23 protein-coding genes and 1 pseudogene are annotated in these 20,482 nt (G+C 42.8%); 8 read left to right on the top strand and 16 right to left on the bottom strand.

All coding sequences use genetic code 11. From position 1 onward, the window contains the following. Positions 1-137: 137 nt before the first annotated feature. Positions 138-1,670 carry an NHLP bacteriocin system secretion protein gene (locus IQ224_RS00430; RefSeq protein ID WP_194032341.1) on the top strand — a complete coding sequence of 511 codons (1,533 nt, stop codon included), beginning with the start codon at positions 138-140 and terminating at the stop codon, positions 1,668-1,670. Positions 1,671-1,734: 64 nt separating this feature from the next. Beyond that, on the top strand, positions 1,735-1,911 hold the full coding sequence (locus tag IQ224_RS00425) for a hypothetical protein (protein WP_002744185.1): 177 nt from the start codon (positions 1,735-1,737) through the stop codon (positions 1,909-1,911). Positions 1,912-2,540: 629 nt separating this feature from the next. On the opposite strand, the gene IQ224_RS00415 is transcribed toward IQ224_RS00425, so the two are convergent. Both IQ224_RS00415 and IQ224_RS00410 read right to left on the bottom strand, forming a co-directional pair. Next, positions 2,541-2,969, bottom strand: a complete 429-nt coding sequence (locus IQ224_RS00415; protein WP_002744187.1) for a type II toxin-antitoxin system VapC family toxin — start codon at positions 2,967-2,969, stop codon at positions 2,541-2,543. A 2-nt stretch (positions 2,970-2,971) separates the two neighbouring features. Further along, entirely contained in the window at positions 2,972-3,184 is a 213-nt protein-coding gene (locus tag IQ224_RS00410; RefSeq protein WP_002744188.1) for a hypothetical protein, read from the bottom strand. Between the two features lie 295 nt (positions 3,185-3,479). Here IQ224_RS00410 and IQ224_RS00405 point away from each other — a divergent pair, with 295 nt between their 5' ends. Next, entirely contained in the window at positions 3,480-5,690 is a 2,211-nt protein-coding gene (locus tag IQ224_RS00405) for a hypothetical protein (RefSeq protein WP_194032340.1), read from the top strand. 183 nt (positions 5,691-5,873) lie between these two features. Here the strand turns inward: IQ224_RS00405 and IQ224_RS00400 are convergent, their stop codons facing one another. The 7 genes from IQ224_RS00400 to IQ224_RS00370 all read right to left on the bottom strand — a co-directional run bounded on the left by IQ224_RS00400 (position 5,874) and on the right by IQ224_RS00370 (position 10,386). Continuing rightward, positions 5,874-6,245 carry a clan AA aspartic protease gene (locus IQ224_RS00400; RefSeq protein ID WP_002788766.1) on the bottom strand — a complete coding sequence of 124 codons (372 nt, stop codon included), beginning with the start codon at positions 6,243-6,245 and terminating at the stop codon, positions 5,874-5,876. Then, entirely contained in the window at positions 6,242-6,517 is a 276-nt protein-coding gene (locus IQ224_RS00395; protein WP_002749638.1) for a hypothetical protein, read from the bottom strand. Before IQ224_RS00395 ends, IQ224_RS00400 begins: the two co-directional genes overlap by 4 nt. A gap of 380 nt (positions 6,518-6,897) precedes the next feature. After that, positions 6,898-7,335 (bottom strand): aspartyl protease family protein, encoded by a 438-nt coding sequence (locus IQ224_RS00390; protein WP_190357128.1) that lies wholly within the window; start codon positions 7,333-7,335, stop codon positions 6,898-6,900. Further along, entirely contained in the window at positions 7,328-7,543 is a 216-nt protein-coding gene (locus IQ224_RS00385; RefSeq protein ID WP_036403432.1) for a hypothetical protein, read from the bottom strand. The genes IQ224_RS00390 and IQ224_RS00385 overlap by 8 nt, the downstream gene beginning before the upstream one ends. 120 nt (positions 7,544-7,663) lie before the next feature. After that, positions 7,664-8,050 carry a hypothetical protein gene (locus IQ224_RS00380; RefSeq protein WP_036403435.1) on the bottom strand — a complete coding sequence of 129 codons (387 nt, stop codon included), beginning with the start codon at positions 8,048-8,050 and terminating at the stop codon, positions 7,664-7,666. Positions 8,051-8,245: 195 nt separating this feature from the next. Then, on the bottom strand, positions 8,246-8,740 hold the full coding sequence (locus tag IQ224_RS00375; protein ID WP_228036040.1) for a hypothetical protein: 495 nt from the start codon (positions 8,738-8,740) through the stop codon (positions 8,246-8,248). A gap of 308 nt (positions 8,741-9,048) precedes the next feature. Continuing rightward, positions 9,049-10,386: a hypothetical protein gene (locus IQ224_RS00370; RefSeq protein ID WP_228036039.1), complete on the bottom strand. Its 1,338-nt coding sequence runs from the start codon at positions 10,384-10,386 to the stop codon at positions 9,049-9,051. A 313-nt stretch (positions 10,387-10,699) separates the two neighbouring features. Between IQ224_RS00370 and IQ224_RS00365 the strand changes: the two genes are divergently transcribed. Beyond that, positions 10,700-11,050, top strand: a complete 351-nt coding sequence (locus tag IQ224_RS00365; RefSeq protein WP_194032366.1) for a site-specific integrase — start codon at positions 10,700-10,702, stop codon at positions 11,048-11,050. Further along, positions 11,031-11,204, top strand: a complete 174-nt coding sequence (locus tag IQ224_RS00360; protein WP_194032337.1) for a hypothetical protein — start codon at positions 11,031-11,033, stop codon at positions 11,202-11,204. The genes IQ224_RS00365 and IQ224_RS00360 overlap by 20 nt, the downstream gene beginning before the upstream one ends. A gap of 3 nt (positions 11,205-11,207) precedes the next feature. Here the strand turns inward: IQ224_RS00360 and IQ224_RS00355 are convergent, their stop codons facing one another. Further along, a complete protein-coding gene (locus IQ224_RS00355; RefSeq protein ID WP_194032336.1) occupies positions 11,208-12,062 on the bottom strand; it encodes a universal stress protein in 855 nt (284 codons plus the stop codon). A 644-nt stretch (positions 12,063-12,706) separates the two neighbouring features. On the opposite strand from IQ224_RS00355, the gene IQ224_RS00350 reads away from it, so the two are divergent. Next, complete coding sequence (locus tag IQ224_RS00350) at positions 12,707-13,684, top strand: alpha/beta fold hydrolase (protein WP_194032335.1); 978 nt, start codon at positions 12,707-12,709, stop codon at positions 13,682-13,684. 377 nt (positions 13,685-14,061) lie between these two features. Here the strand turns inward: IQ224_RS00350 and IQ224_RS00345 are convergent, their stop codons facing one another. Next, positions 14,062-14,706 (bottom strand): hypothetical protein, encoded by a 645-nt coding sequence (locus tag IQ224_RS00345; protein WP_194032334.1) that lies wholly within the window; start codon positions 14,704-14,706, stop codon positions 14,062-14,064. Positions 14,707-14,808: 102 nt separating this feature from the next. Here IQ224_RS00345 and mnmA point away from each other — a divergent pair, with 102 nt between their 5' ends. Further along, positions 14,809-15,867: a tRNA 2-thiouridine(34) synthase MnmA gene (mnmA, locus tag IQ224_RS00340; RefSeq protein WP_194032333.1), complete on the top strand. Its 1,059-nt coding sequence runs from the start codon at positions 14,809-14,811 to the stop codon at positions 15,865-15,867. A gap of 89 nt (positions 15,868-15,956) precedes the next feature. On the opposite strand, the gene IQ224_RS00335 is transcribed toward mnmA, so the two are convergent. The 5 genes and pseudogenes from IQ224_RS00335 to IQ224_RS24775 all read right to left on the bottom strand — a co-directional run bounded on the left by IQ224_RS00335 (position 15,957) and on the right by IQ224_RS24775 (position 19,532). Continuing rightward, positions 15,957-16,709 (bottom strand): phycobilisome rod-core linker polypeptide, encoded by a 753-nt coding sequence (locus IQ224_RS00335; RefSeq protein WP_002744197.1) that lies wholly within the window; start codon positions 16,707-16,709, stop codon positions 15,957-15,959. A 250-nt stretch (positions 16,710-16,959) separates the two neighbouring features. Continuing rightward, positions 16,960-17,541 (bottom strand): phycobiliprotein lyase, encoded by a 582-nt coding sequence (locus IQ224_RS00330; protein ID WP_036400992.1) that lies wholly within the window; start codon positions 17,539-17,541, stop codon positions 16,960-16,962. A gap of 75 nt (positions 17,542-17,616) precedes the next feature. Next, positions 17,617-18,540, bottom strand: a complete 924-nt coding sequence (locus IQ224_RS00325) for a restriction endonuclease (RefSeq protein ID WP_002744200.1) — start codon at positions 18,538-18,540, stop codon at positions 17,617-17,619. A 255-nt stretch (positions 18,541-18,795) separates the two neighbouring features. Next, positions 18,796-19,224 carry a RimK/LysX family protein gene (locus IQ224_RS00320; RefSeq protein ID WP_002744208.1) on the bottom strand — a complete coding sequence of 143 codons (429 nt, stop codon included), beginning with the start codon at positions 19,222-19,224 and terminating at the stop codon, positions 18,796-18,798. 127 nt (positions 19,225-19,351) lie between these two features. Further along, positions 19,352-19,532: pseudogene (locus tag IQ224_RS24775) on the bottom strand (hypothetical protein). A 128-nt stretch (positions 19,533-19,660) separates the two neighbouring features. Here IQ224_RS24775 and IQ224_RS00315 point away from each other — a divergent pair. Continuing rightward, entirely contained in the window at positions 19,661-20,458 is a 798-nt protein-coding gene (locus tag IQ224_RS00315) for a glutathione S-transferase family protein (RefSeq protein ID WP_002744215.1), read from the top strand. The last annotated feature ends 24 nt before the right edge of the window (positions 20,459-20,482 follow it).

Genomic DNA, 20,482 nt, shown 5'->3' with positions numbered 1-20,482 from the left:
GGTAAATCTTTCGAGGTAGCCTAGTTATCTTATGTCAAAAATAGCTTGAGCGATTTTTTCAGGGGATTTTTCTAGTCTAAAGTAATATTCTCTGAATGTTTATCATGTTACAAATTAAGTGATTTTTATTCATTACAATGGCAAAAAATCAAGCCGAATCTATGTCTGATCAGAATCATCAGCAGCCAGATATGGGTGCGAAGAAAACAACGCAGGCTAGAATAGAACATCAGGATAATAAGCAAATAAAAACGGGAATTGATCCTAAAATTAATTCGGAAAAAACGTTTAAATATTCGGAGCCAACAGGAAGATTAGGGGAGATAATCCTGCGCTTAATGCCGGTGGGTCTTTTGCTCGGAGGATTGAGTTATTGGGCGATAGTTGGCAAGATTCCGACTCCTATTCAAGGACGAGCGGTCATTTTGATTCCTCGTTCTATTGTTAATATCGAACCCCGTCAAGGTGGGCGAGTGTTAACCCTCCTAATTCAACCCGGAGATTCTGTCAAAAAAGGGCAATTACTGGCAACTTTAGAGTTTCCTGAATTAGAAACAGAATTAAAGGATAAAAAGGATAGACTAGCAGATCTCAAGCAGCAGGATAAAAGAGTTGACTCTATTGAAGTGAGTCGTCGTCAATTGAATGCAGCCTCAATAGAGCGCCAGCAAAAGGCCAATCAGCTTCAGATTAAAGCACTTCAAGTTCAATTAGCCAGTAATCAAAAACAGCGAGAAGCTTATCTCTCCCATGCTCGATACCTTAAAAATTTCCAGAACTCAACGGATGAAAGACTAGCCGCCTACGATAAACTTATCGAAGAGGGGGCCGTCGCCAAGCTAGATTTTCCCTCCTATTTATTTCAGTTCAATAATCTAGAGGCTTCTAATAGTATCAATCGCGTCCAAATAGAACTCGATCGCCTTAAGGGGGTTGATGAAAGCCTGCGAGCGCAGATGAACGCATTGACGGCCCAGAATAATATACTAAACACAGAAAAACGGCAAATAGACCTGCAAGATACAGCCAGTGATATTCTTCGTTACAATGCGATCGCTGACCAGCAACGAGAGATTAATACGTTAAAAACCACTATTCAAGCCAACAAAAATGTAGTGAGTCTGTACAACGGCCAGATTTTAGACTTATCTGTTAATCCGGGGGAAGTTCTGGCTCCGGGGGGGCGCATCGGTACGTTAGAAGTCTCTAATCTAAAGGCTAAGACCAACGTGGTAGCTTTGTTTAAGAGTGGTGATGCCAAACGATTAGAACCGGGCCAGGAAGTAGAAGTCGTTCCCGATCTCTATGATCGCGAACGCTATGGGGGTATCGTCGCTAAGGTCGTTTCCGTCGATCAGCAGCCGGTAACTGTGGCAGAACTGGCAAATATAGTGGGAAGTCATGAACTGGCCAGCAAGCTGTTTCTGGGTAGGGATGAAGACGATCGCGATAAGCCTATACCCGTGAATGCAAGTGTTATCAAAGCCACTTTAGCGCTGAAGGTCGATCGGAATACACCGAGTGGTTTTTACTGGACTCAAGCTAAGGGAGCGCCCCAAAGAATTACCAACGGGACCACCGCAGATGTCCATGCTGTGGTAGAAGAGCGTTCTTTAGTGAGTTACATAACCCCTGCTTTTCGCTGGGTTACAGGGGTGTACGACCGTTAACCACAATCTTGCGAGCGTAAGTAGCTGAAAGAAACAACGACTAGAATAAACGGTTGAACCTAATATGGAAAATCCGAAAAAACGTTCTCAATGGTGGACTTGGTGGTTTAAGTGGTGGATTATTGCCGCAGCCTTTGTCTTAGTCATCTTGATCCATAGTGAGCCTCCTCAGCTTTGGTTTTGGTTGGTGACATTTTTGGCACTGATTTTATATGGGATTGAGCGAGCGATTAATGGGTAAATAGACATCTCTAAAAAAGATTTTTGATCGGCCTGTAGTAAGAGCTTTAGCCCTTATTTTCACAGTTATTGGAGAAGTCTATTGATCAGGGGATTTTGGATTGGGGGATTGTCTGTTGGGTTCGGTGTTTCAGGAGAAACCTCCTACCCCCTGTCTCATTTTCAAGCCGCTTGTCACCCCATCAGGCGATCTGGCGTAGCGAGCGCGTTGCGACCGCAAGTAGCTTAAAGAAACAACGACTGGACTAGAATAAACGGTTAGGGACTGGCGTAGAAATAAATAATATCCCAGCCAGAAAATCGCTCCGTAGAAAAACCAGACCAGCCAGATGGCACATTATCAAAGCGCAAGTCCCTAACATCTCGAAGGCTCTCCCCCTACTTAGGGTGATCGGCAAACCTGAGCGATCGGAGGGCGCAAGCATTGCGCCCCTACAGTAACGGATTTTGTCCACAATGTAGGGGCGAACTGCGTTCGCCCAAAAGGTACATTATCAAAGCGCAAGTCCCTTGATGGTGGACTTGGTGGTTTAAGGGGTGGATTATCGCCGCAGCCTTTGTCTTAGTAATCTTGATCCATAGTCAGCCTCCTCAGTTTCTAAAGGCGATCGCTATTACCGTGAGTTTGCCCTACACCGTCCAATCTTCGGTTATTAATCTCGGAATTTTACTGAAGTCGCCAGTATTTCGGGTAAGTAATACCAAGTTGTTAGAAATGGCGATCGCGGCAATTCTCAAGTCCATTGTAGATACACGAACTTTCTGACTTCGCATCTCGTCAAATATGGCGATCGCCTTAGCATCAAATGGTAAAACTGGAGCCTTTGCAAAACTGTTGAGAGTTTCTAACAACAGCGTATATCCACGAGCGATATCAGTATTTGTTTGGGCGCGATTGATAAAGCTATGAGCGCCTATTACTTGCTCATGAAAACTAATAACTGATAAAGCAAAGTCAGAGAGCGAATGTTGTGACATCCGCAAAGTTAATCGAATAAACTCTGAATTGGAACGGCGCTGTAGAAAGCTGATGTGGTCGGTATCGAGCAAATATTTCACGATTATTTGTCAGCGTCATCATTAGGTTTGTCTGACTGTCGAAATGCACGTCCATACTCTAGAGCTTCAAGAAAAGCTGAGTCATCAGAGATTGAACCTATGAGTTTATCAAGCCAATTGTCGGAGCTAGACTGACTTTCAAATTTATGTTGAAGATCAAAAACTACTTGCTCAAGGGTTATCAAGCGCTGCTCAAGTGTTGCTGTGTCTAGCATGGGCTTCTCCCAGATTGAAAGTTATTACTCTGTAGTCTAACTAAAAAATTGTATCTGTGTCCAAGTCAATGTCAATATAAACAAAAATAAGGTGTGTTGTAATTCACTAATGCAGCCAACAAGATAGGCGATCTCGCGTAGCGAGCGCGTTGCGACCGCACCAACAATCTATTTTTGGTTTTGGTTGGTGACGTTTTTGGCACTGATTTTATATGGGATTGAGCGACCGATTAATGGGTAAAATGAGTAAGTCGAAAAAGGATATAGAGATACCTTGGACAGTAAAAACGGGCTAATGATCAGACAGGGATTGAAATTTTCCTTGGGTGCTGCTCTCTTAACGAGTTTCTTTTGGCACCGAGGAAATGTATTAGACAACTTTGTCTATCCCGTCTTTGGCTATGTATCTGTACTGATTGAGCCATCGATGGGAGGTGCGATCGCCGCAGGTTTGGGGCGTTTGGGGGGAAGTGCTTTGGGGGGAATCATTGCCGCTATCCTGGTGAACGCCTACGGAATCCAAGGCTCAAGTTTTTTTGTCATTCCCTCTCTCACCTACATTTTAGCCGCCCTGATCTCTGAAACTTACCGATGGCAAGCCGCTTATTCCCAAGCCACACTACTGGGCGCTTTAATTGCCATGAGAGTGGTAGGAACATCAGCACAACAAAATATCTGGCTTTATTTGCGATCGCGCCTCATCGATAACTGGATCGGAATCGCTGTGGGAATTGCTGTGGCCTTACTATTTTGGCCTCAGAATACTCGATCCGATCTCAACCGGAACTTGATGGGAATCCTTCAAGATATACCGCACTTGTTCCAAAAAATCCTCGATCGCTACCTAAAAACTGATGGCGACGAGCGGGATTATCCTCTTTCTATTGAGCAGAACGAGCTTAATTTACTCAATCAGATTAAAAAATCAACACAAACTAGCCTTTCAATGCTCACAAAAGCAACCCATGAATTCGGTAGTGAGATATTGGTGGCAGAAAATTGGAGTGAAATCTTGGCAATTCAGAACCAATTGACTCGACAATTAGCTGATCTGATGGCTTTTAAAGGCGAAAAGCATGAACAAAATTTAGTGCATCAGTTCAGGGCGGAATTTCACCAATTGGCGACTCATCTTACCGACAGCTTTGATAACTTGAGGGATATGAGTAACGCCAAAAAAATCTTAGCTACCCCTTACCTCAGAGAATTAGAAGAAGATTTAGCGAATATTGGGGGTAAACTTGATCATCTCCGAACCAGTGGAGAGATTGATCGGTATGATGTTCAAGAATCACTACAGTTTTATCAATTTATTCAACTTGTATCTCGATTTATTCAACAATGCGAGGGATTAGGAGGCAGGATAATCGATAAAACCAAAGTAACTGCAACTTTCAGGCGAAGACACCTGATTACCTTTCCCAAATGGGCCCCTATACCCCTAAAACGCCTGAGAGAAATTGTCAGTCTTGGCCTGGTTATTGGTTTGTTACTGGCTATTATTCGTCACATCGAGTTTCCCTATCCTTCTGCTTACGAAAAAGTGGCAGATATTGTGATAATAGGTGCAGTGGTCACTGTCATTCAACCGACACGGGGGCGAGCGATCGCAATCGGTTGGGCGGCCACTGTTTCCTTGAGTTTGACGATTCTCTGTATTTACCTGTTGGTCAAGTCCTTTGGTTATAATCCTTTTAGTAGCAGTCTGGCTTATTTTTTCGCCTACTTCAGTTGTGCTTGGCTGGGGTTTACGCCGATCGCTCGCATCGGTGCGATTGTAGCAGCCGATGCCATCGGGAAGGATATTTTTCCTTTTTTCGAGCAAGGAATTTGGGCCGCACTAATTTCAGTTCCCGTAGGCGCGTTTCTGGGGGTGTTGCTGACCACTGTATTTATGACAAAATCGGCTACAAACCAACTGGAAACAGATTTTTCTGTGACTTTTAAGAAAATGGGACAGCTATATCAAAAACTGCTGTCAGGCTATTTTCAGGATACGATACCACCGTCAGATATCGCCCAACTGAAGCAGGCCATCACAGGGGCGATCGCTCAACATCCAGCCTCGGTTAAGATTGCCAGTCTCGAACAAATTTCCACAGTTTTAGCAACCAAACACCAAAATTTTTGGAATTTCTCCATCGGCTACGAACAAAAACTCTTGGCTCAACTGGATGCTTTACAAGATGGGCTACAGCAACCGCTTCCTGAACCGATACGACAAAAGTTTTTACCTGAATTACAAGCGATCGCACAACAAACTGCGATCGCTTTTGATGAAATGGCTGAGGCGATCGCTGCCCAGGTCATTCTCAACCCACCAAAGTTAGGATTGCTCATCGAAGAAATTGAATCTCTTGAGAAGCAGTTACTGAGCTTGCGGGTTGAGAGTCGAAGTTATCCCTTAAATGAGCTAATCGCCTTTAGCTCGGCTTTTATGACGATGAAAGCCATTGCCAGCAACTTAAATCAAATGAGTCAAGACTTACCTGCTTACACCCAATAGGTAATAGGCAAACATTATCAGCCTGAAGGATTTCTGCTCTCAGGGCTGTATATTCAGAGTGTAGGGTGCGTTAGGCGGCTATCAATTTAGTCAAAAAACTAAAATTAATAATTCGCCGTAACGCACCCTACAAGAGCGGCGTGCTGCTACGCAGTGCCTTCGGCATCGCACTTCTTAATGGGATCACAATGCTTTGATCTCAACGATGCCGCCCTCAACATTATCCACCTGCAATCGATAACCGTAGAGCATCGCCATTCCGAGCAACGGCTCTGTCTCTGATGCTGCGATATCAACCTCGCGATATTGCCCATCCCAAATGACTGTTGCAGTGTAAAAATCAAACAAGACTTCGCTACCATCGCCTAGAGTCGCTGGATTGGAGATCGTCCAAGGCAACCCCAGGCGAGTGATGATTTCAGATGGTAAAGACAGAAAGCCATCAAACCCGGTATCAATCACGGTATTGATGAATTCCCTCTGACCAGATGAGTAGTTACCAACTACAAGGGAAAGTGTAGCTTCACGGCGCAAATTCACAACTCCGTGTATCATGAATTCTTCTTTAAGCTCCGCGAACCAAAGTGATACACGGCACGGTGTCCAATCCGAATTCCAAAAGGCTGGGCATCAGGGTTACGCTCAAATAGCCGATTGGTTGCAGCTACGACCGTTTCATCAACCTCAAAATCTCCGGTTTCGATGTCGATCGCGATAATTTTACCCTCATTACCCGCTTCGACTTGCTGCCGAATGCCAGACTCGTAGAGTTCTTTCCCCCGACGAGCGATCTCCTCTTTGCTGTAACGCCTTTGCCGAACTGTCATAGCCTTGCCCCATTGACTGCCTTCTCCATTTTAACCCAGCAATTCTCATTTTGAAACGATTTTGCGTTGTTTCAGCGATCTAGAGATTCGTTAAGAATTATTAACCCCTCTAGGTGCAAGGGTTTTAATGTCATGAAACCTTAAAATGAGAACTGCTGAGACGTTTACGCAATCACTGCGAGATTTCTAATTGATACTGGACATGATGTGGTTCTTGTTGCTCAGCTTGAACTCATGAGTTTCTCTCCTATGTCTGTTCAATAAGTTTTTGCGGCTGTCTAACGGTGAAGTGCAGCGGCGGCAGATAACCTCTAACTCAGCACCAGCAGCTTTCGTCCGCTGCCACGCAGTGTTAGGTGGCTGGCAAGAACATCAACAACCTACTCCAAAAGAGCTTTAGGGCTAACTTTAGGGCTAACTGCAAACTCTAGCTGTGAACGGTAGAAACAAACATCGAACTCCATAAAAAAATTCACCTGCCCCAGAATGAGCGGAACATTTGTAGCCTGTGTCCAAGCAAAAACCAGTTGAATAGGCTCAAACTGCCCAACGACGGCTTGGGCAAGCACGACACGCGCCTCGTACTGAGCCAAATTTCCTGTCAAACTCAGTGCTGTTGTTTGTCGTTCCCAATTGTACCCAAGCTCGACCCCTATTGAATACGGCAGCACATTAACACTTGCACCAGTGTCCAGCAGTCCGGATGCTGCAATAGAAACCTGTTGATGAACCAGGGTGAATGGCAAGTAGGGGCGAAAACTAGCTTCACCTAAAGTGGCATCGCCAGCAAGAAATGGATACCGCTCGGTGTTAGGCATGGTTTTGAGCTTTGGTAGCCTGTAGCGCTTTTAACATTGTATCCGCAGCCTCATCCGCGCCATAGGGAGACCATACTGGATAAGCTTGTTCAGGCTTAATTAGCTCGGTTTCCTGCTGGGCTAGCTCAGAGATCAGAAACTGCATAATGTAAAACTTGTCTGAGCGGCTCAGTTCTCTTAATGTCGCGATTAATTTTGATGAAACCATATACTCGTGAAGCTAGGGTTACTTTTCTATTGTAGTCGCTCCAGTCCGGGGCAGCGGTATTAGCTGATTGTACCTGATGCGTTTCATTTTTGAATCGGCGGAGTTTGTACCATAAAAAAATTATGAGAGTTGAGCTATTTCTCGATCATGATGATGGGATATTTCTTGGTACAGAGACTTTGCAATGCTTTGATATGTTTTGGCAAGGTCATCACACTTCACTACTCGAAAAAGGGTAAATATAACTTGTCCAAAAATAGGATCTTCGTCGATCGCTAAAATCACCCTTAGCTTTTGCGAAACCTTCAACGTGTACAGAGAAGATTCATATCCATTTAGTCCTGATAACAGAGGGAAGCGATGAAGCTTACGATAAACGTGCTTTTTTTGAGTTGGGAATAGACTGGCACAATCATTGATTTTTTTGACTGTTATAGCTTTGTCGTCTTTGCCCAGTTGGTCAAGATACTTTTCAAATCCGCTCGTTGACTCAATTACAATGTCCACGATATGAACCGCCTATCTATGATAACTGCTGACACTTAATCTCTAGCATAGCAATAAAATCCTTTTACTATAGTAGAATGACGTAGATCGCACCGTTACATTTCATTAACGCACCCTACAAGAGCGGCGATCGCACTGATTTATAAGCTGTAAATATATTATGCTCTCACCACCCCCTGAATGCTTACGAAATATTCAATATCTAAATAATTTTAAATGGAATCTCCCGTTGACTTGGTCAGGGTGCGAAAACATACTCCCAGAAACAATAAAATCACCGTTATGCACAAAGCAAGTTCCTGTATAATCTTGCCAATTCTTTCCTCTTTTAAATTGAAAGTTATTACCTTTTAGATTCAATCGAAACCAATCATTAGAATCAGGCCAGCGAATATAACTAACCCCATTGGAAGTAGTGAAAAAAACTTGTCCTTCGTATTTTATCCCACGATCCCAAAATTCAGTTAAATATCCTTTTTGCCACTCAGACCCTATACTAGCGCAACTTGTGGGACTTTGCTTGTCCTGAGCTTTGTTAAAAACATCTAGAAGTACACCAGCTTGCACTCCAGCATAGTACCCAGAGGCTAATGAAATATTTGGGTAGCTGAAAGAGCCTACAGCAAAAAAGATACCACTCAAACGAACAATTTTTTTGAGAAATCGATGGGATGAAAAATATTTCTTCATGTTTTCAACAGCGCAGAGAAATAAGCACTCAAGGTAATGAAATCTAAAGAGAACGCATTTTTGACTGCGCCCTGACAGATGATTTAGCGGTCTAACGGCTTTGAATTCAGCGGGCGGCTTTGCACTTTCAATCATAACTGATTTTATGCCCCCCGCTCCGCTGCAATGAAGTGTTAGACCAGACAATGCGATCTAGGTAACTAACATTTTTACGATTGAACGCACAATCAATATTCATACAGAAAAACAAAATATTTTTGCGTGAGAAAAGAGTTAAGTTTGAGGTGAATAACGGCAGGCTCGATAATTTAAGCTTCTCTATTAGTGTTTTGTTTACTATCAATGGCTTCTTCAATTACTTTGCTGTACGTTGCATTCATATTATGGTTACTTGAAATACGACCAGTATTGCAAGTAAAAATAATCGGTATACCAATGTGAGTGAAAGGTTGATTTCTGATATTACCTGTAATAAAATTCACTAGCTTATCTCCTATTTGCTTAATAAAGGAGATTGCTATATTTTCTTTTGGCATTTCAAGACCGTTTACAATTAGACTAGATGGAGGTACGTTAGGAACACTATCTTCGCTATTTGCTAATCTATAACATTTAACATTAGTTTTTTCTTTCAGATTTTGCTCAAAGGCATCATTGCCTACCCTTGGCGATGCAAATGAATAAAGATAAATTGGATGGTTAATTTTTTGCGCTAGATGATACGTAGCGATAGTTGCTAAAGCTGCACCCAGACTATGCCCACTTATGTAAATAGAAGATATAGAACTATCATTATTTAACTCATCTATAATGGTTTTTTCAATAATTTTAATTATAGATTTTGATGAATTTATAGTATTAAGATCTAACTCTTCATTTATGGATATGTTTTTTGTTTTATCATTATCTTTTAATGACCATTTTTTACATACGAGATATCTATGTATAGTCCCTGGCAGTGAAAAAAGAAAGTTTATATCTAATAAGCCAAATAGAAATCTGCGATACCAAAAAGGCCCAGGATGAAAACTTGAATATATTTTATGAAATCCCCAATGCACTCTTTCTCTAGTTAGAAGAGATTTGTTCCACTCACTTCGGTCTTTGTTGCGTGTTAGGACACCAATTTGGTGGGGCTGAAGGTTATTCATCCACTCAGCCGCTTCACGAGTCCCTCTAAAAATAAGATAAAGGTTTTTGGAAGCCTTTTTTTCCGAACAATCTTTCGCGATAAAACCAAATCTCGAAGTATTATGATTAAAGAAGTCTATAAAAGGTGGCCATAAATGGAAAGAAGTATAACAAAAAGTATCTAATATTTCGTATTCTTTTTTCCTCGATTCAACGGTTTGAACTTCGCTTATTTGATACTCTTTTAGTCTTTTTTGATTAATCAAAGAATCAGTTTTTAAATAAAGTCCTGATTTTAATATAATATCTTTTGTTGTCTTACTCTTTTGGTAAGATTCGCAGTTCTCGTAATCTTTATATGAAATTCTTACTAAGTTAGCCAGTTCCATGGCTTGCTCAATGTCGAATTTATTAGATTTATCGTAAGTTATCCCTGAGGCATAGTTTGTTTGAATGATTTCATCAAGGCTGAGTGGAATAATTGCATCAACGTTGAGTGGCTGCATATTTTTCATCATGTTTAATTAAGCTAGTCTTCTGGCATTAGGTGTAACAAAGATCAATGCCGATTGAGTAGAGTGGTCTAACTATATATTATGCGGAAATTTTCCGTATATCACGCCAAATACACATTTTTTTAAGAATCTTTTCGTATATTACGCTCAAATGGAGCGATCGCGAGAAGTTTTCCGTATAATATTACGATAAGCGTGTTATGCCGATTAGCGTACTCTGTTATGAACCCTCCCCCACCCCGAAAACTCCTAGACGTAGTGCGAGAGACGATCCGCCCTACCGCATTACTCCTACCGCACCGAACAAACATATCTGGACTGGATTAAGCGTTATCTGCTCTTCCATCAGAAAAAACATCCCCGTGAGATGGGAAAAGAAGAGATCAAGTCCTTTTTGACCCATCTTGCCGTTGACAAAAACGTTGCCGCCGCCACCCAAAACCAAGCCCTCAACGCCATCCTCTTCCTTTATCGGGAAGTTCTTAAAATTGAACTGGAAAATATCGGTGCATATTTACGGGCAAAACGCTCCAAACGCCTGCCCACCGTCCTCACCAAAGAAGTAAAAATGGCTGATGATTTTAGCGATCGCACAACAGACTGCGATCGCTGCCTAGGTAATTCTCAACCCACCAAAGTTAGAATTGCTCATCGAAGAAATTGAATCTCTTGAGAAGCAATTACTGAGCTTGCGGGTTGAGAGTCGAAGTTATCCCTTAAATGAGCTAATCGCCTTTAGCTCGGCTTTTATGACGATGAAAGCCATTGCCAGCAACTTAAATCAAATGAGTCAAGACTTAGCTGCCTACACCCAATAGGGGCTAAATCCCTTCTTTTCTAGCTAAAAGGACGGGACAATTGACATTAACCCGCACATAATCCGAGAGGGAAGTACCGAGAAGGCGATCGAGATCCGGTAAACTCTTAGCCACGGAAGGACGGCGATCCGGCGACCCCAACAGTAAGAGATCGACACCATAATCATCGACGAGTTTGCACAGTTGTTCCCCCGGTTTACCCCCCGTCACCACGCAGCGATGGGGTATATTCATCCGTTTTACTTTTACTACTGCTGGCCCTAAAATCGGGTTTTCTTCCATTTCTTTGGCGGAAGTGGGGGCAAATTCCGGTTTTAAGTCGGGGTTGACGCGGGCCAGAATTAACTCTGCTGAAGGATAGTCTCGCAGGAGATAAATAGCCAGATCGAGAGCTAAATCAGCCGAGCTAGACTTATCGAGAGCTACCATCACCTTTTTGATTTTTTTGACGTAAATATCGTCTTTTACCAATAACATCGGGTGATTAGTCAGTTGAAAGACGTATTGACTGACGGAATTTTCTAGAATTGCCTCCAGTCGCTTCAGTCCTCGGGAACCCATCAGGATCAAATCGGCCCCGATTTCGTCGGCAACTTGACAGACGGTATCTTTGGGATCTCCTTGGCGCAGAATCGTGGAGACTTTGCTGGGTTCAATTTTGACTTCTTGCAGGATTTTAGTCAGCATTTGGGTTCCTTCTTCCCATTTACTGGCCAGAGCTTCGGTGGTAATCTGAGGGGGAACAACCCGGAGAATGGTAATCGACGCTTTCCGGATAGCCGGGAGATCCATCAATGCTTGTAGCATTTCTTGGGTTTGACCTGCGCCGGAATCAGCGTATAGTATTTTCTCTAGCATAAGATTAAACTCGGTCTATGATCTTAATGGTTTTCGCTAATTTTCAGCATACTGCTAATGTTGTTCCCGAAATTTAACAACTTATTAAGCACTTTTTCTTAGGTAAATGCGATGCCGAAGGCACTGCGTAGCAGCTCGCAATTGAGGGTGTTTTAAGTATTTATGCTTAATTGACTAGAAATCCTTGGCTCAAAATCATCGTGTCAAGCGTTCATTTGTATTATATTGTGCCTGTAATGCTGGCGCTCTCTTTTAATCACAGCTAAATCGACCATTTAATTGATGATTAAGTAGGTAGGTGTTGAAAGTTGTCAGACACCCCCCTTATCAAGCTATCCCTTATAGGGATCTTTCTTAACAATTTTTGCAGCAAGCACTCCAATCCTTATCCTGACTTGATTTCAGTTTTTTCTTTGTTTTGTAAGGGTGTCAACAAGGAATATTACAAATTGTTAACCGAGTCTTGAAAGCCTTGTGCTACAAAGGTTTGAAATGTTAAGAAAGATGTGACTAAAGGACAGATCAAGGGGGGCAGGGGGGATCGAACCTAAAATTCATTTTTAATTGAATTATAACCAGCTACTTAATCATTCTTACTTCTCCAGCAACCACGAGAATTTTTGATTTTTACAAGAGGTCTAGTTATGTCTTTATCAATTCGGGTAATTATCCTAGTAGCGACGACAGTTTATCAGACGTTATCTGTTTGGTTAGAAGAACAAAAAGCACCGCCGGGTAATTTGATTAATCTGGGTAAATATCGCCTACATTTTTGTCTAGCGGGAGAGGCTAGTCCCACTATTATTATTGACCATAGTTTAGGGGGAATTGAGGGATATTTTTTGATAGAAGAATTGTCACAATTGGCTAGGGTTTTTATTTATGATCGAGCGGGTTATGGTTGGAGCGATTCTAGTCCCTATCCCCGAACTAGCTACCAAATTGTTCAGGAATTAGATCAATTACTTACCCAAGCAAAAATAGAGCCACCTTATATTTTAGTTGGTGATTCTTTTGGCAGTTATAATGTTCGACTGTATGCTTATCTCTTCCCAGAAAAAGTAGTAGGTTTGGTACTCACCGACGGTTTACACGACAAAGGAATGCTGAAAATGTCCCCAGCATTAAAGGCATTAAAATTATTTTTCATCTCTGGATTTTGGATGTCGATTATTGGCTCAATTTTAGGCATTATCCGAGTTTTGAGAGTTATGGGAGTTTTTGAATTATTAAAACCAGAATTGCGTCGCTTTTCCCCGGATTCTTGTGATCGAGTTAAGCGTTCTTTCTGTCGCGCTAAACACTGGATGACGATGAGTAGAGAAATGCTTAATCTCGACCAAAGCGCTCGTCAGGTAAGTGAGGCTAACAATTTCGGTAATTTACCGATAGTTAGTATTAAAGCTAATTCTTTTTTTAAACCTTCCCTTTGGACTCGCTTTATTCCCCTCAAAAGTGCCAACCAACTCCGGGAGGAGATGCACCTAGAATTAGGCAAGTTATCCAAAGATTTTATGGAAATACAAGCGGATAAAAGTGGTCATTTTGTCTGGATGGATCAACCAGATGTGATCATCGATGCGGTCAGAATTTTGCTTGACAAAATTAACCCTGTGTGCTAGGTAAGTAGTTGGACAAAAGTAAAGTTAACTGTGGGGTAAGGAGTCAGTAGCCGGTTGTCAGGAGCCGGTCGTCAGTAAGAATTGCGGCAATTTACATTTCTTAAGATAGACAACAGAATTTATGTCCGACTACTTAATAGGGTAAAATTAACTTTTTGGTTAGGATAGGCAAGAGGCAAGAGATTCGATCGAGATTAGCTGAAATTCTAGAGAATTATTGCATAATTAGGGTTTGCTGAATAAATCTAAAAACCTTGTTGGATAAAAATTTTAGACTTTTTTGATATCAAAAAGTGTCAGCCATTGGAGTGAACGGGGGGGAATAAAACCCTACACCCCAAACCCTACACCCCACCAACAGACTGTTTCAGCATACCCTAATTATTGAGGGTAATAATCTGAGCGCTAAAACCCTGTTTAGTTAAATCTTGTACCCGTTGTTTAGCTTGGTATTGTTGCTGAAATAACCCCACTTGAATAACATTTTCTCCCGCGCGGATAAATGCGAGGGGTTCAATTTCTTGAATTTTTGCCAACGCTGCTGCACTATTACTCTGAACTTCAACCCGAAAGAGTTGATTAGTCGCAATAACCCGCTGCTGTGGTGGGGGAGAAGGGGGTTTATTGGTGCGATTTTGCGGTGTGGGAGCAGGTGGATTGACAGTTTGACGATTATGATTATTAACCAGCGTAGCATCGGCAGGACGCACGGTAGCGGGAGCTTGAAAAACGTATTCTCTCAGGGGTTGATTACCGGAAACTGCGTCCGCCACCGGGGGGCGAACTGATGGAGAATTAACGAGGGGTAAATTTAAGGGTGAACATTGGGAACAATTAACAGCACTGGGACTGTCTGAACGTTTAGTTGGTTGTCTCACCGCCGGGGGTGGGGGCAAACGACGACCGGGATAAAGATTCTGGGCAAAAGATAAGTTTGCTTTTAGCAGCAGCGTTCCTTGAGCGATTATCCCGACTTTTAACCAAAATAAAGCCGAGAAAAACAGTAAGTTTGTTCTTATCATGCTGGTTTGTCCTCACACGAAATTTGGGTACACCATGTCCAAATTTTAAAGTAGGAGATGCTAGTCTAGAAAGTATATTGGTTAAAAATCATTACAAGATTTATGGGAAAAGTTGTTGTCGGTCTATCAGGGGGAGTGGATAGCTCTGTTGCCGCTGCCGCCTTACACGCTCAAGGTTATGATGTTATTGGCTTGACCCTGTGGTTAATGAAGGGTAAAGGTCAATGCTGCTCCGAGGGAATGGTAGATGCGGCCTTTATTTGTGAGCAGTTGGGGGTTCCCCATCATATCGTCGATAGTCGCGAGCTTTTCCAAAAAGAAATTATTGATTATCTAGTTTCCGGTTACGAAGCGGGAATCACACCGCTGCCCTGTTCTCAGTGCAATAAAGCGGTAAAATTTAGCCCGATGCTGCATTATGCTAGGGAAACCCTAGAAACGGACACTATTGCCACCGGTCACTACGCCAGAATTCGTTTTTCTCCTGAAAATAACCGTTATCAACTGCTGCGTGCCGTCGATAAAAATAAAGATCAATCCTATTTTCTCTATGATCTAACTCAAGATGTACTGCGTGGGACTTTATTTCCCTTGGGAGAACAAACCAAGGCAGAAACCCGCAGAATTGCCCAGGAATTCGGCTTAAAAACGGCAGATAAACCCGATAGTCAGGATTTATGCTTGATTGAAGCTCACGGAACTATGCGATCGTTCTTGGATAAGTATATCGCTGTTAGTGAGGGGGATATCGTCGATCTCGATGGCAAAGTTTTGGGTAAACATAGCGGCATCCATCATTATACGATCGGACAACGCAAAGGCATCGGCATCGCCGCCGCCGAACCCCTCTATGTGGTAAAACTGGATCCCGTCATGAATCGGGTTATCGTCGGTAATCGCGAAAGTGCCGTTAGTGCCGATTGTCTTGTCGGACGGATGAACTGGGTTTCTATTGCTCAACCCACCACCCCTATCCGCGCTCAAGTACAGGTCCGTTATCGTTCTCCGGCTGTTCCCGTTAATGTTATCCCCCTAGAAAATAATCAAGTGAAGCTGGTTTTCGATGAACCACAATTTAGTATCACCCCGGGCCAAGCAGCCGTGATTTATGAAGGGGAAATCGTCCTCGGTGGGGGGATTATCTCAGGAGCAACCCCATAGGGAGAGCCACCAATTCACAGAATAACCTGATTATGGTTCGCAGGTCATTCTGCCAATTAGGGACTCTCCCCGGCAGGTTTAGCTAAAAATTAACGACGGGGTACAGAAGCCTCGATGTTAATATTCATAGCGGAGACTCTTGGTACAGGATTGCCTTTGGCGCTACCGAGACCCCGGGCCATAGCCAAGAAGCTGGAAGGATCGCCAGCTTTGGGTTTTTGCTCTTGGGGAACATAGCGACGGACAGCATTCTGCCAAACGATTTGAGGGAAGCCCAAAATACCACGATAGTAGCCATCGTAGCGAGGCGAGGTGATGTTGAATGGACGTTCACCAATTTCGCGGCTGGCCAGGGTGCGACGACGTTGGTAGGGAACGGTATCATAACCAAAGCTTTGCAGATACTCGTCACTGTTGAGAAGTTGATCGACAAAACCTTGAATCCCTTTGGTGGCAACGACAATCGACCAAGCAATTTTTTCTCTTTCGCTATAGACATCGCGACCGAGAACTCTTTGTACTACCTGTTCGACAAAGCGATAGTTGCTGTTTTTCTCGTAGAAGCTGTTATAGAAGGTTTTCGATAACAGTAAACCACGAATGAAATCCCGCACCGATAATTGTCCATTGCGTAATTGGGATTCGAGGAAGGGTTCCCGATCCCATTTGAAGGCATGGAAGAAAATCTGACGGTAAGCGGCTTCGATTAAATCGTCCAGGTCGGTAGGGGAGAGGACATTTTCTGTCGTGTAAACTTTCGGTTTTTCGTCTCCACCGACATCATAACCAGCTACCCGCACGTTTTGGGACTTGGGGGCGTAATTTAAAAGAGGAATGGCCAAGGGTAAACCTCCGTATCCTTAGAAATGCTTAAAAAACTTTCCTCCTAATGATAAGGGAGTAGGTGTCAACTAGAAAAGAAATATTAAAAATTCTTACAATTGTTAAGAAAACTTGCTTACCATCCAGGGAGATGGGAGCGCCGGAGCAGGGAGCAGGGAGATGGGAGCGCCGGAGCGGGGAGCGGGGAGATGGGAGAAAAAACTGATGACTGATGACTGATGACTGATGACTGATAACTGATAACTGAATTTACCAGCCACTAATCGAATAGGATGATGGTTCGGGGAAATCACTAGAGACTGACTCCGATGACTGATTGCGGGATTCAGCACAGAAAGTGGCCGTATTAAAACCGCCAAAACGTTGAACTGTGCTAGTGCGGAGACGTAAATCGGCATCGGCAAACCAAAAACGCTCGATCGAGGTCATAGTTTCGTATTCTGTAATTAAGACTAAACCTTCCTGTTCATCAATGTGATAACGGCCCGCCACGGGAACGATTTCCGCATAACCTCGCTCCCGCAACAGAACACCAGCTTGGGGATTATTTTCATCGGGAATTAGCGCAAAAATGGTGGTTCCTTGATGATTTTCGTCTTCTTTGTCCCACTGCATCGAACCATCCCAACTGACAAAGGCACCCCCCACAGTCTTAGCGGGATCCACTTCGTGCATTTCACAGATAGCGATAATTTTCGGGTTATCGGCGCTTAAAGCTTCCACATAAATCTCGGAATCGCCAGTTTCTGAGCGTCGAAAGGGTAAATGATGGGTGGTGCGCTGAGATTTCCACTGTCCCGCACTTTTCTGAAAAAAGGTCATCCCGTCCATAGTTTTTATCCTCTATTTTTTCCATCTATTTTAACGCCATCGTCGTTTTCTGTAACCCTTGTTCCCCTCTCTCTCTCATTCATCCCCAAAATAATCATGATCAATTCTCTTGATTTCATAGATTTTTTGGGTCGATACACCTAAATTATAATCAATCATCAATTGACCTAATTCTTCCCCATCAATCAGCACTATTTTTATCTCATTTCTAGGAGCATATTCTAAAGCATCTTGGGTAAAATAGGAAGTGGTGATGAAAATACCTTTTTTGGCTCCTTGTCCCGCTAATGCCCCGACAAATTTCTGGATTTCTGGACGACCAACGGCATTATTATCAGCCCATCTTTTGGCTTGAATATAGATTATATCTAAACCGAGTCTATCTTCTTTTATTATCCCATCAATCCCTTGATCACCGCTCTTACCTACCGCTTTACCAGCATCTCTAATCGAGCCACCATAACCCATTTTTACCAGTAATTCTACTACTAATTTTTCAAACGCATCTGGGGATAATTTTCGCAGAATAAAAAGTAAGTCTGTTGCTAATGCTTGACGAATTTCTTGATAGGAGTTTTCTAGTAATTCCTCGGGATTTTGTTCTTGATCAGAAGTTGATAAATTGCTTTCAAGAGTAATAGTTTCATTTTGCTTATTGACTCTAGTAAATTCTTGAAACTCAGGAAATTGCCTGAGAAATTTTGTATCAATTCGAGCAGGATTTTGAGATAAGATTTCTTTTCCTTTCTCAGAAATTACAAAAGTTGCCCTTTGGGGTGACTCAATTAATCCCGCTTTCTTTAAATAGGTTTTTGCCCAACCGACTCGATTAGCAAAAATTTTTTGTTGTCCACTGGGAAGCATTTCTTTTCTTTCCGCTTCCGTGACTTGAAACTCTCTGACCAAGGCTTCAAAAATTTCTCGATATTTATAAACTTTGCCATCTGCAAGTATTTTTAATAGGGGCAACATAATCGATTGAAAATCGGGAATGGGCATAGTTCAGATAAAAAGCAGGGGCAGTCATCACAATTATACAGCAACAAACTCCAAGAATTTAGATAGATAATAATACACCTGAAATTATTAAGAATGTCGAGAGGCATTCCTCAAGAATCTGAGAGAGAATCAATATTATGGGCATCTAATACTAAATCTTGTTTAAAAGGTATAGGAAAGCAGTGGAGCCTTTTTAGTGAACAGTAAACAGTAAACAGTGGACTAAAAACTCACATCTGATAACTCTCCAGAAACTTAACTCAGTAAAAAAGACTGATTCGGATGGACAAGAAAGCCTTTTTTCAGGGCCTCTCGTCCTAATAACATCCGAAAACCCATGACATCGCGATTAGTCAAGGTTAATTCGATCGCCCATTGACGACCGCCGAGCAATACACTTGTTCTGATAACGGGACGTAGTTGACTTTGACCCCCGGAATTTTTTACCTGTCGCCATTCGAGGATTTCTGCGGTGGTGGTGACAGTGTGGTGACTATCTTTTTGGTAGGGATGAACTTGAAAGCGCAGCCAATTGCGATCGCCATCTCGAAAAGGATGCAGATGAAAAGCGTGTAAGGCCGAGGAGCGAGCGCCTGTATCAATCTTGGCCTTAATTTTGGTAATGCCTAAATCGGGTAAATCGAGCCATTCTCGCCAACCGACGATCACTCGATCGAGGGTCATTTTTTTGTCTCTCGTCTAGAATATTCATTAATGTAGCAGAATTCTTAATTTCCTCCCTCTAAAAGTTTACAGATTGAATTTGAGCGACTACAATTAGACCATTCAAACTCCTGGGTGTGGTATGAATTTAAAACATCTGCTTCTTCGTTACTTGGTATGGTTCGATAGGGGGGCATAAATCGACTAAATCCTTATCTGGCAAGAGACTTAATTGATTAGTTCGCTCCAGATCGCAAACAATTGACAAAAATTGCGGTAATGTCTGTTTCTATAAGGGTTTCATCCCTTATAACCCCCGTCCATTGCATAACACAAACCGAAGAACCACAAATGTTTGAGTAAAATCGGAGTAAAGTCTTTAAGTTTAGACGACCGATGCCCGATAGGGTTAGAGTAATCAGGGAGAAACTGATTTATCGAGAGGCCATATCATCCCATGCTAGAACTCTATCAATTTGAACTATCTGCCTATTGCGAGAAAGTTCGTCTCATCCTCGACTATAAAGGACTTGCCTATAAAAAAAGGGACGTGGTGCCGGGGGTGGGACAATTAGAATTATTCCGTCTTTCTGGACAGCGACAGGTTCCCGTTCTCAAGGATGGTGATACCTATATTGCCGACTCGACGGAGATTGCTTTTTATCTCGATCGCAAGTATCCTGAAAAACCAATTATACCCACAGATCCCCTCCAACGGGGTCAATGTTTATTAATCGAAGAATGGGCCGATGAATCCCTGGGATTAAAAGGAAGAACCGCTTTTCTCGGCGCTTTTGCTCAAAATCAAAACTTTCGTACCGCCTTTTTACCCCGGGAAACTCCCGATTTTATGCGCTTGTTGCTGGGTTCCTTGCCGGGGGAATTAATTGATATTTTTGGGACGGGTGTAGGTCTGGGAAAAGATGCTATCAATACCGCTAAAAAAGGGCTACAACAGGACTTAGAAGCTTTGAACCTCATTTTAGCCAATCGTACCTATTTAGTCGGTGATCAGCCCACTTTAGCCGATTTAGCCGTGGCGGGATTAAGTGTACTGCTTCAGTTTCCCCAGGGTTCCTATCTCAACTTACCCCCGGAATTGCAAGGCAAGGGGATTCCGGGGTTAGCTGATAATAGCGCCTACGAGGGCTTTTTTGTCTGGCGCGACCGTCTTTATAGTCAATACCGTCAAACTATTACCCCGGGGAGTTCCACCCCTCCCATCGATTCCCCCACCTCTATCCAGATCGAATAGCAGAGCTTGACTAGGGTGGTGGGG

Source organism: Microcystis sp. LEGE 00066 (genome assembly GCF_015207925.1).
In the GTDB taxonomy this organism is placed as follows: Bacteria; Cyanobacteriota; Cyanobacteriia; order Cyanobacteriales; family Microcystaceae; genus Microcystis; species Microcystis ichthyoblabe_A.
The sequence above is the reverse complement of the archived record's forward strand: the minus strand, read 5'-3'. Positions and strand labels throughout refer to the sequence as shown.

What these genes read in the sequence shown, in the direction of transcription:
- IQ224_RS00430 (WP_194032341.1), top strand. Translation starts at nt 138, where the DNA reads ATGGCAAAAAATCAAGCCGAATCTATGTCTGATCAGAATCATCAGCAG.
- IQ224_RS00425 (WP_002744185.1), top strand. Translation starts at nt 1,735, where the DNA reads ATGGAAAATCCGAAAAAACGTTCTCAATGGTGGACTTGGTGGTTTAAG.
- IQ224_RS00410 (WP_002744188.1), bottom strand. Translation starts at nt 3,184, where the DNA reads ATGCTAGACACAGCAACACTTGAGCAGCGCTTGATAACCCTTGAGCAA.
- IQ224_RS00405 (WP_194032340.1), top strand. Translation starts at nt 3,480, where the DNA reads ATGATCAGACAGGGATTGAAATTTTCCTTGGGTGCTGCTCTCTTAACG.
- IQ224_RS00400 (WP_002788766.1), bottom strand. Translation starts at nt 6,245, where the DNA reads ATGATACACGGAGTTGTGAATTTGCGCCGTGAAGCTACACTTTCCCTT.
- IQ224_RS00395 (WP_002749638.1), bottom strand. Translation starts at nt 6,517, where the DNA reads ATGACAGTTCGGCAAAGGCGTTACAGCAAAGAGGAGATCGCTCGTCGG.
- IQ224_RS00390 (WP_190357128.1), bottom strand. Translation starts at nt 7,335, where the DNA reads ATGCCTAACACCGAGCGGTATCCATTTCTTGCTGGCGATGCCACTTTA.
- IQ224_RS00385 (WP_036403432.1), bottom strand. Translation starts at nt 7,543, where the DNA reads ATGGTTTCATCAAAATTAATCGCGACATTAAGAGAACTGAGCCGCTCA.
- IQ224_RS00375 (WP_228036040.1), bottom strand. Translation starts at nt 8,740, where the DNA reads ATGAAGAAATATTTTTCATCCCATCGATTTCTCAAAAAAATTGTTCGT.
- IQ224_RS00370 (WP_228036039.1), bottom strand. Translation starts at nt 10,386, where the DNA reads ATGAAAAATATGCAGCCACTCAACGTTGATGCAATTATTCCACTCAGC.
- IQ224_RS00355 (WP_194032336.1), bottom strand. Translation starts at nt 12,062, where the DNA reads ATGCTAGAGAAAATACTATACGCTGATTCCGGCGCAGGTCAAACCCAA.
- IQ224_RS00350 (WP_194032335.1), top strand. Translation starts at nt 12,707, where the DNA reads ATGTCTTTATCAATTCGGGTAATTATCCTAGTAGCGACGACAGTTTAT.
- IQ224_RS00345 (WP_194032334.1), bottom strand. Translation starts at nt 14,706, where the DNA reads ATGATAAGAACAAACTTACTGTTTTTCTCGGCTTTATTTTGGTTAAAA.
- mnmA (WP_194032333.1), top strand. Translation starts at nt 14,809, where the DNA reads ATGGGAAAAGTTGTTGTCGGTCTATCAGGGGGAGTGGATAGCTCTGTT.
- IQ224_RS00330 (WP_036400992.1), bottom strand. Translation starts at nt 17,541, where the DNA reads ATGGACGGGATGACCTTTTTTCAGAAAAGTGCGGGACAGTGGAAATCT.
- IQ224_RS00325 (WP_002744200.1), bottom strand. Translation starts at nt 18,540, where the DNA reads ATGCCCATTCCCGATTTTCAATCGATTATGTTGCCCCTATTAAAAATA.
- IQ224_RS00320 (WP_002744208.1), bottom strand. Translation starts at nt 19,224, where the DNA reads ATGACCCTCGATCGAGTGATCGTCGGTTGGCGAGAATGGCTCGATTTA.
- IQ224_RS00315 (WP_002744215.1), top strand. Translation starts at nt 19,661, where the DNA reads ATGCTAGAACTCTATCAATTTGAACTATCTGCCTATTGCGAGAAAGTT.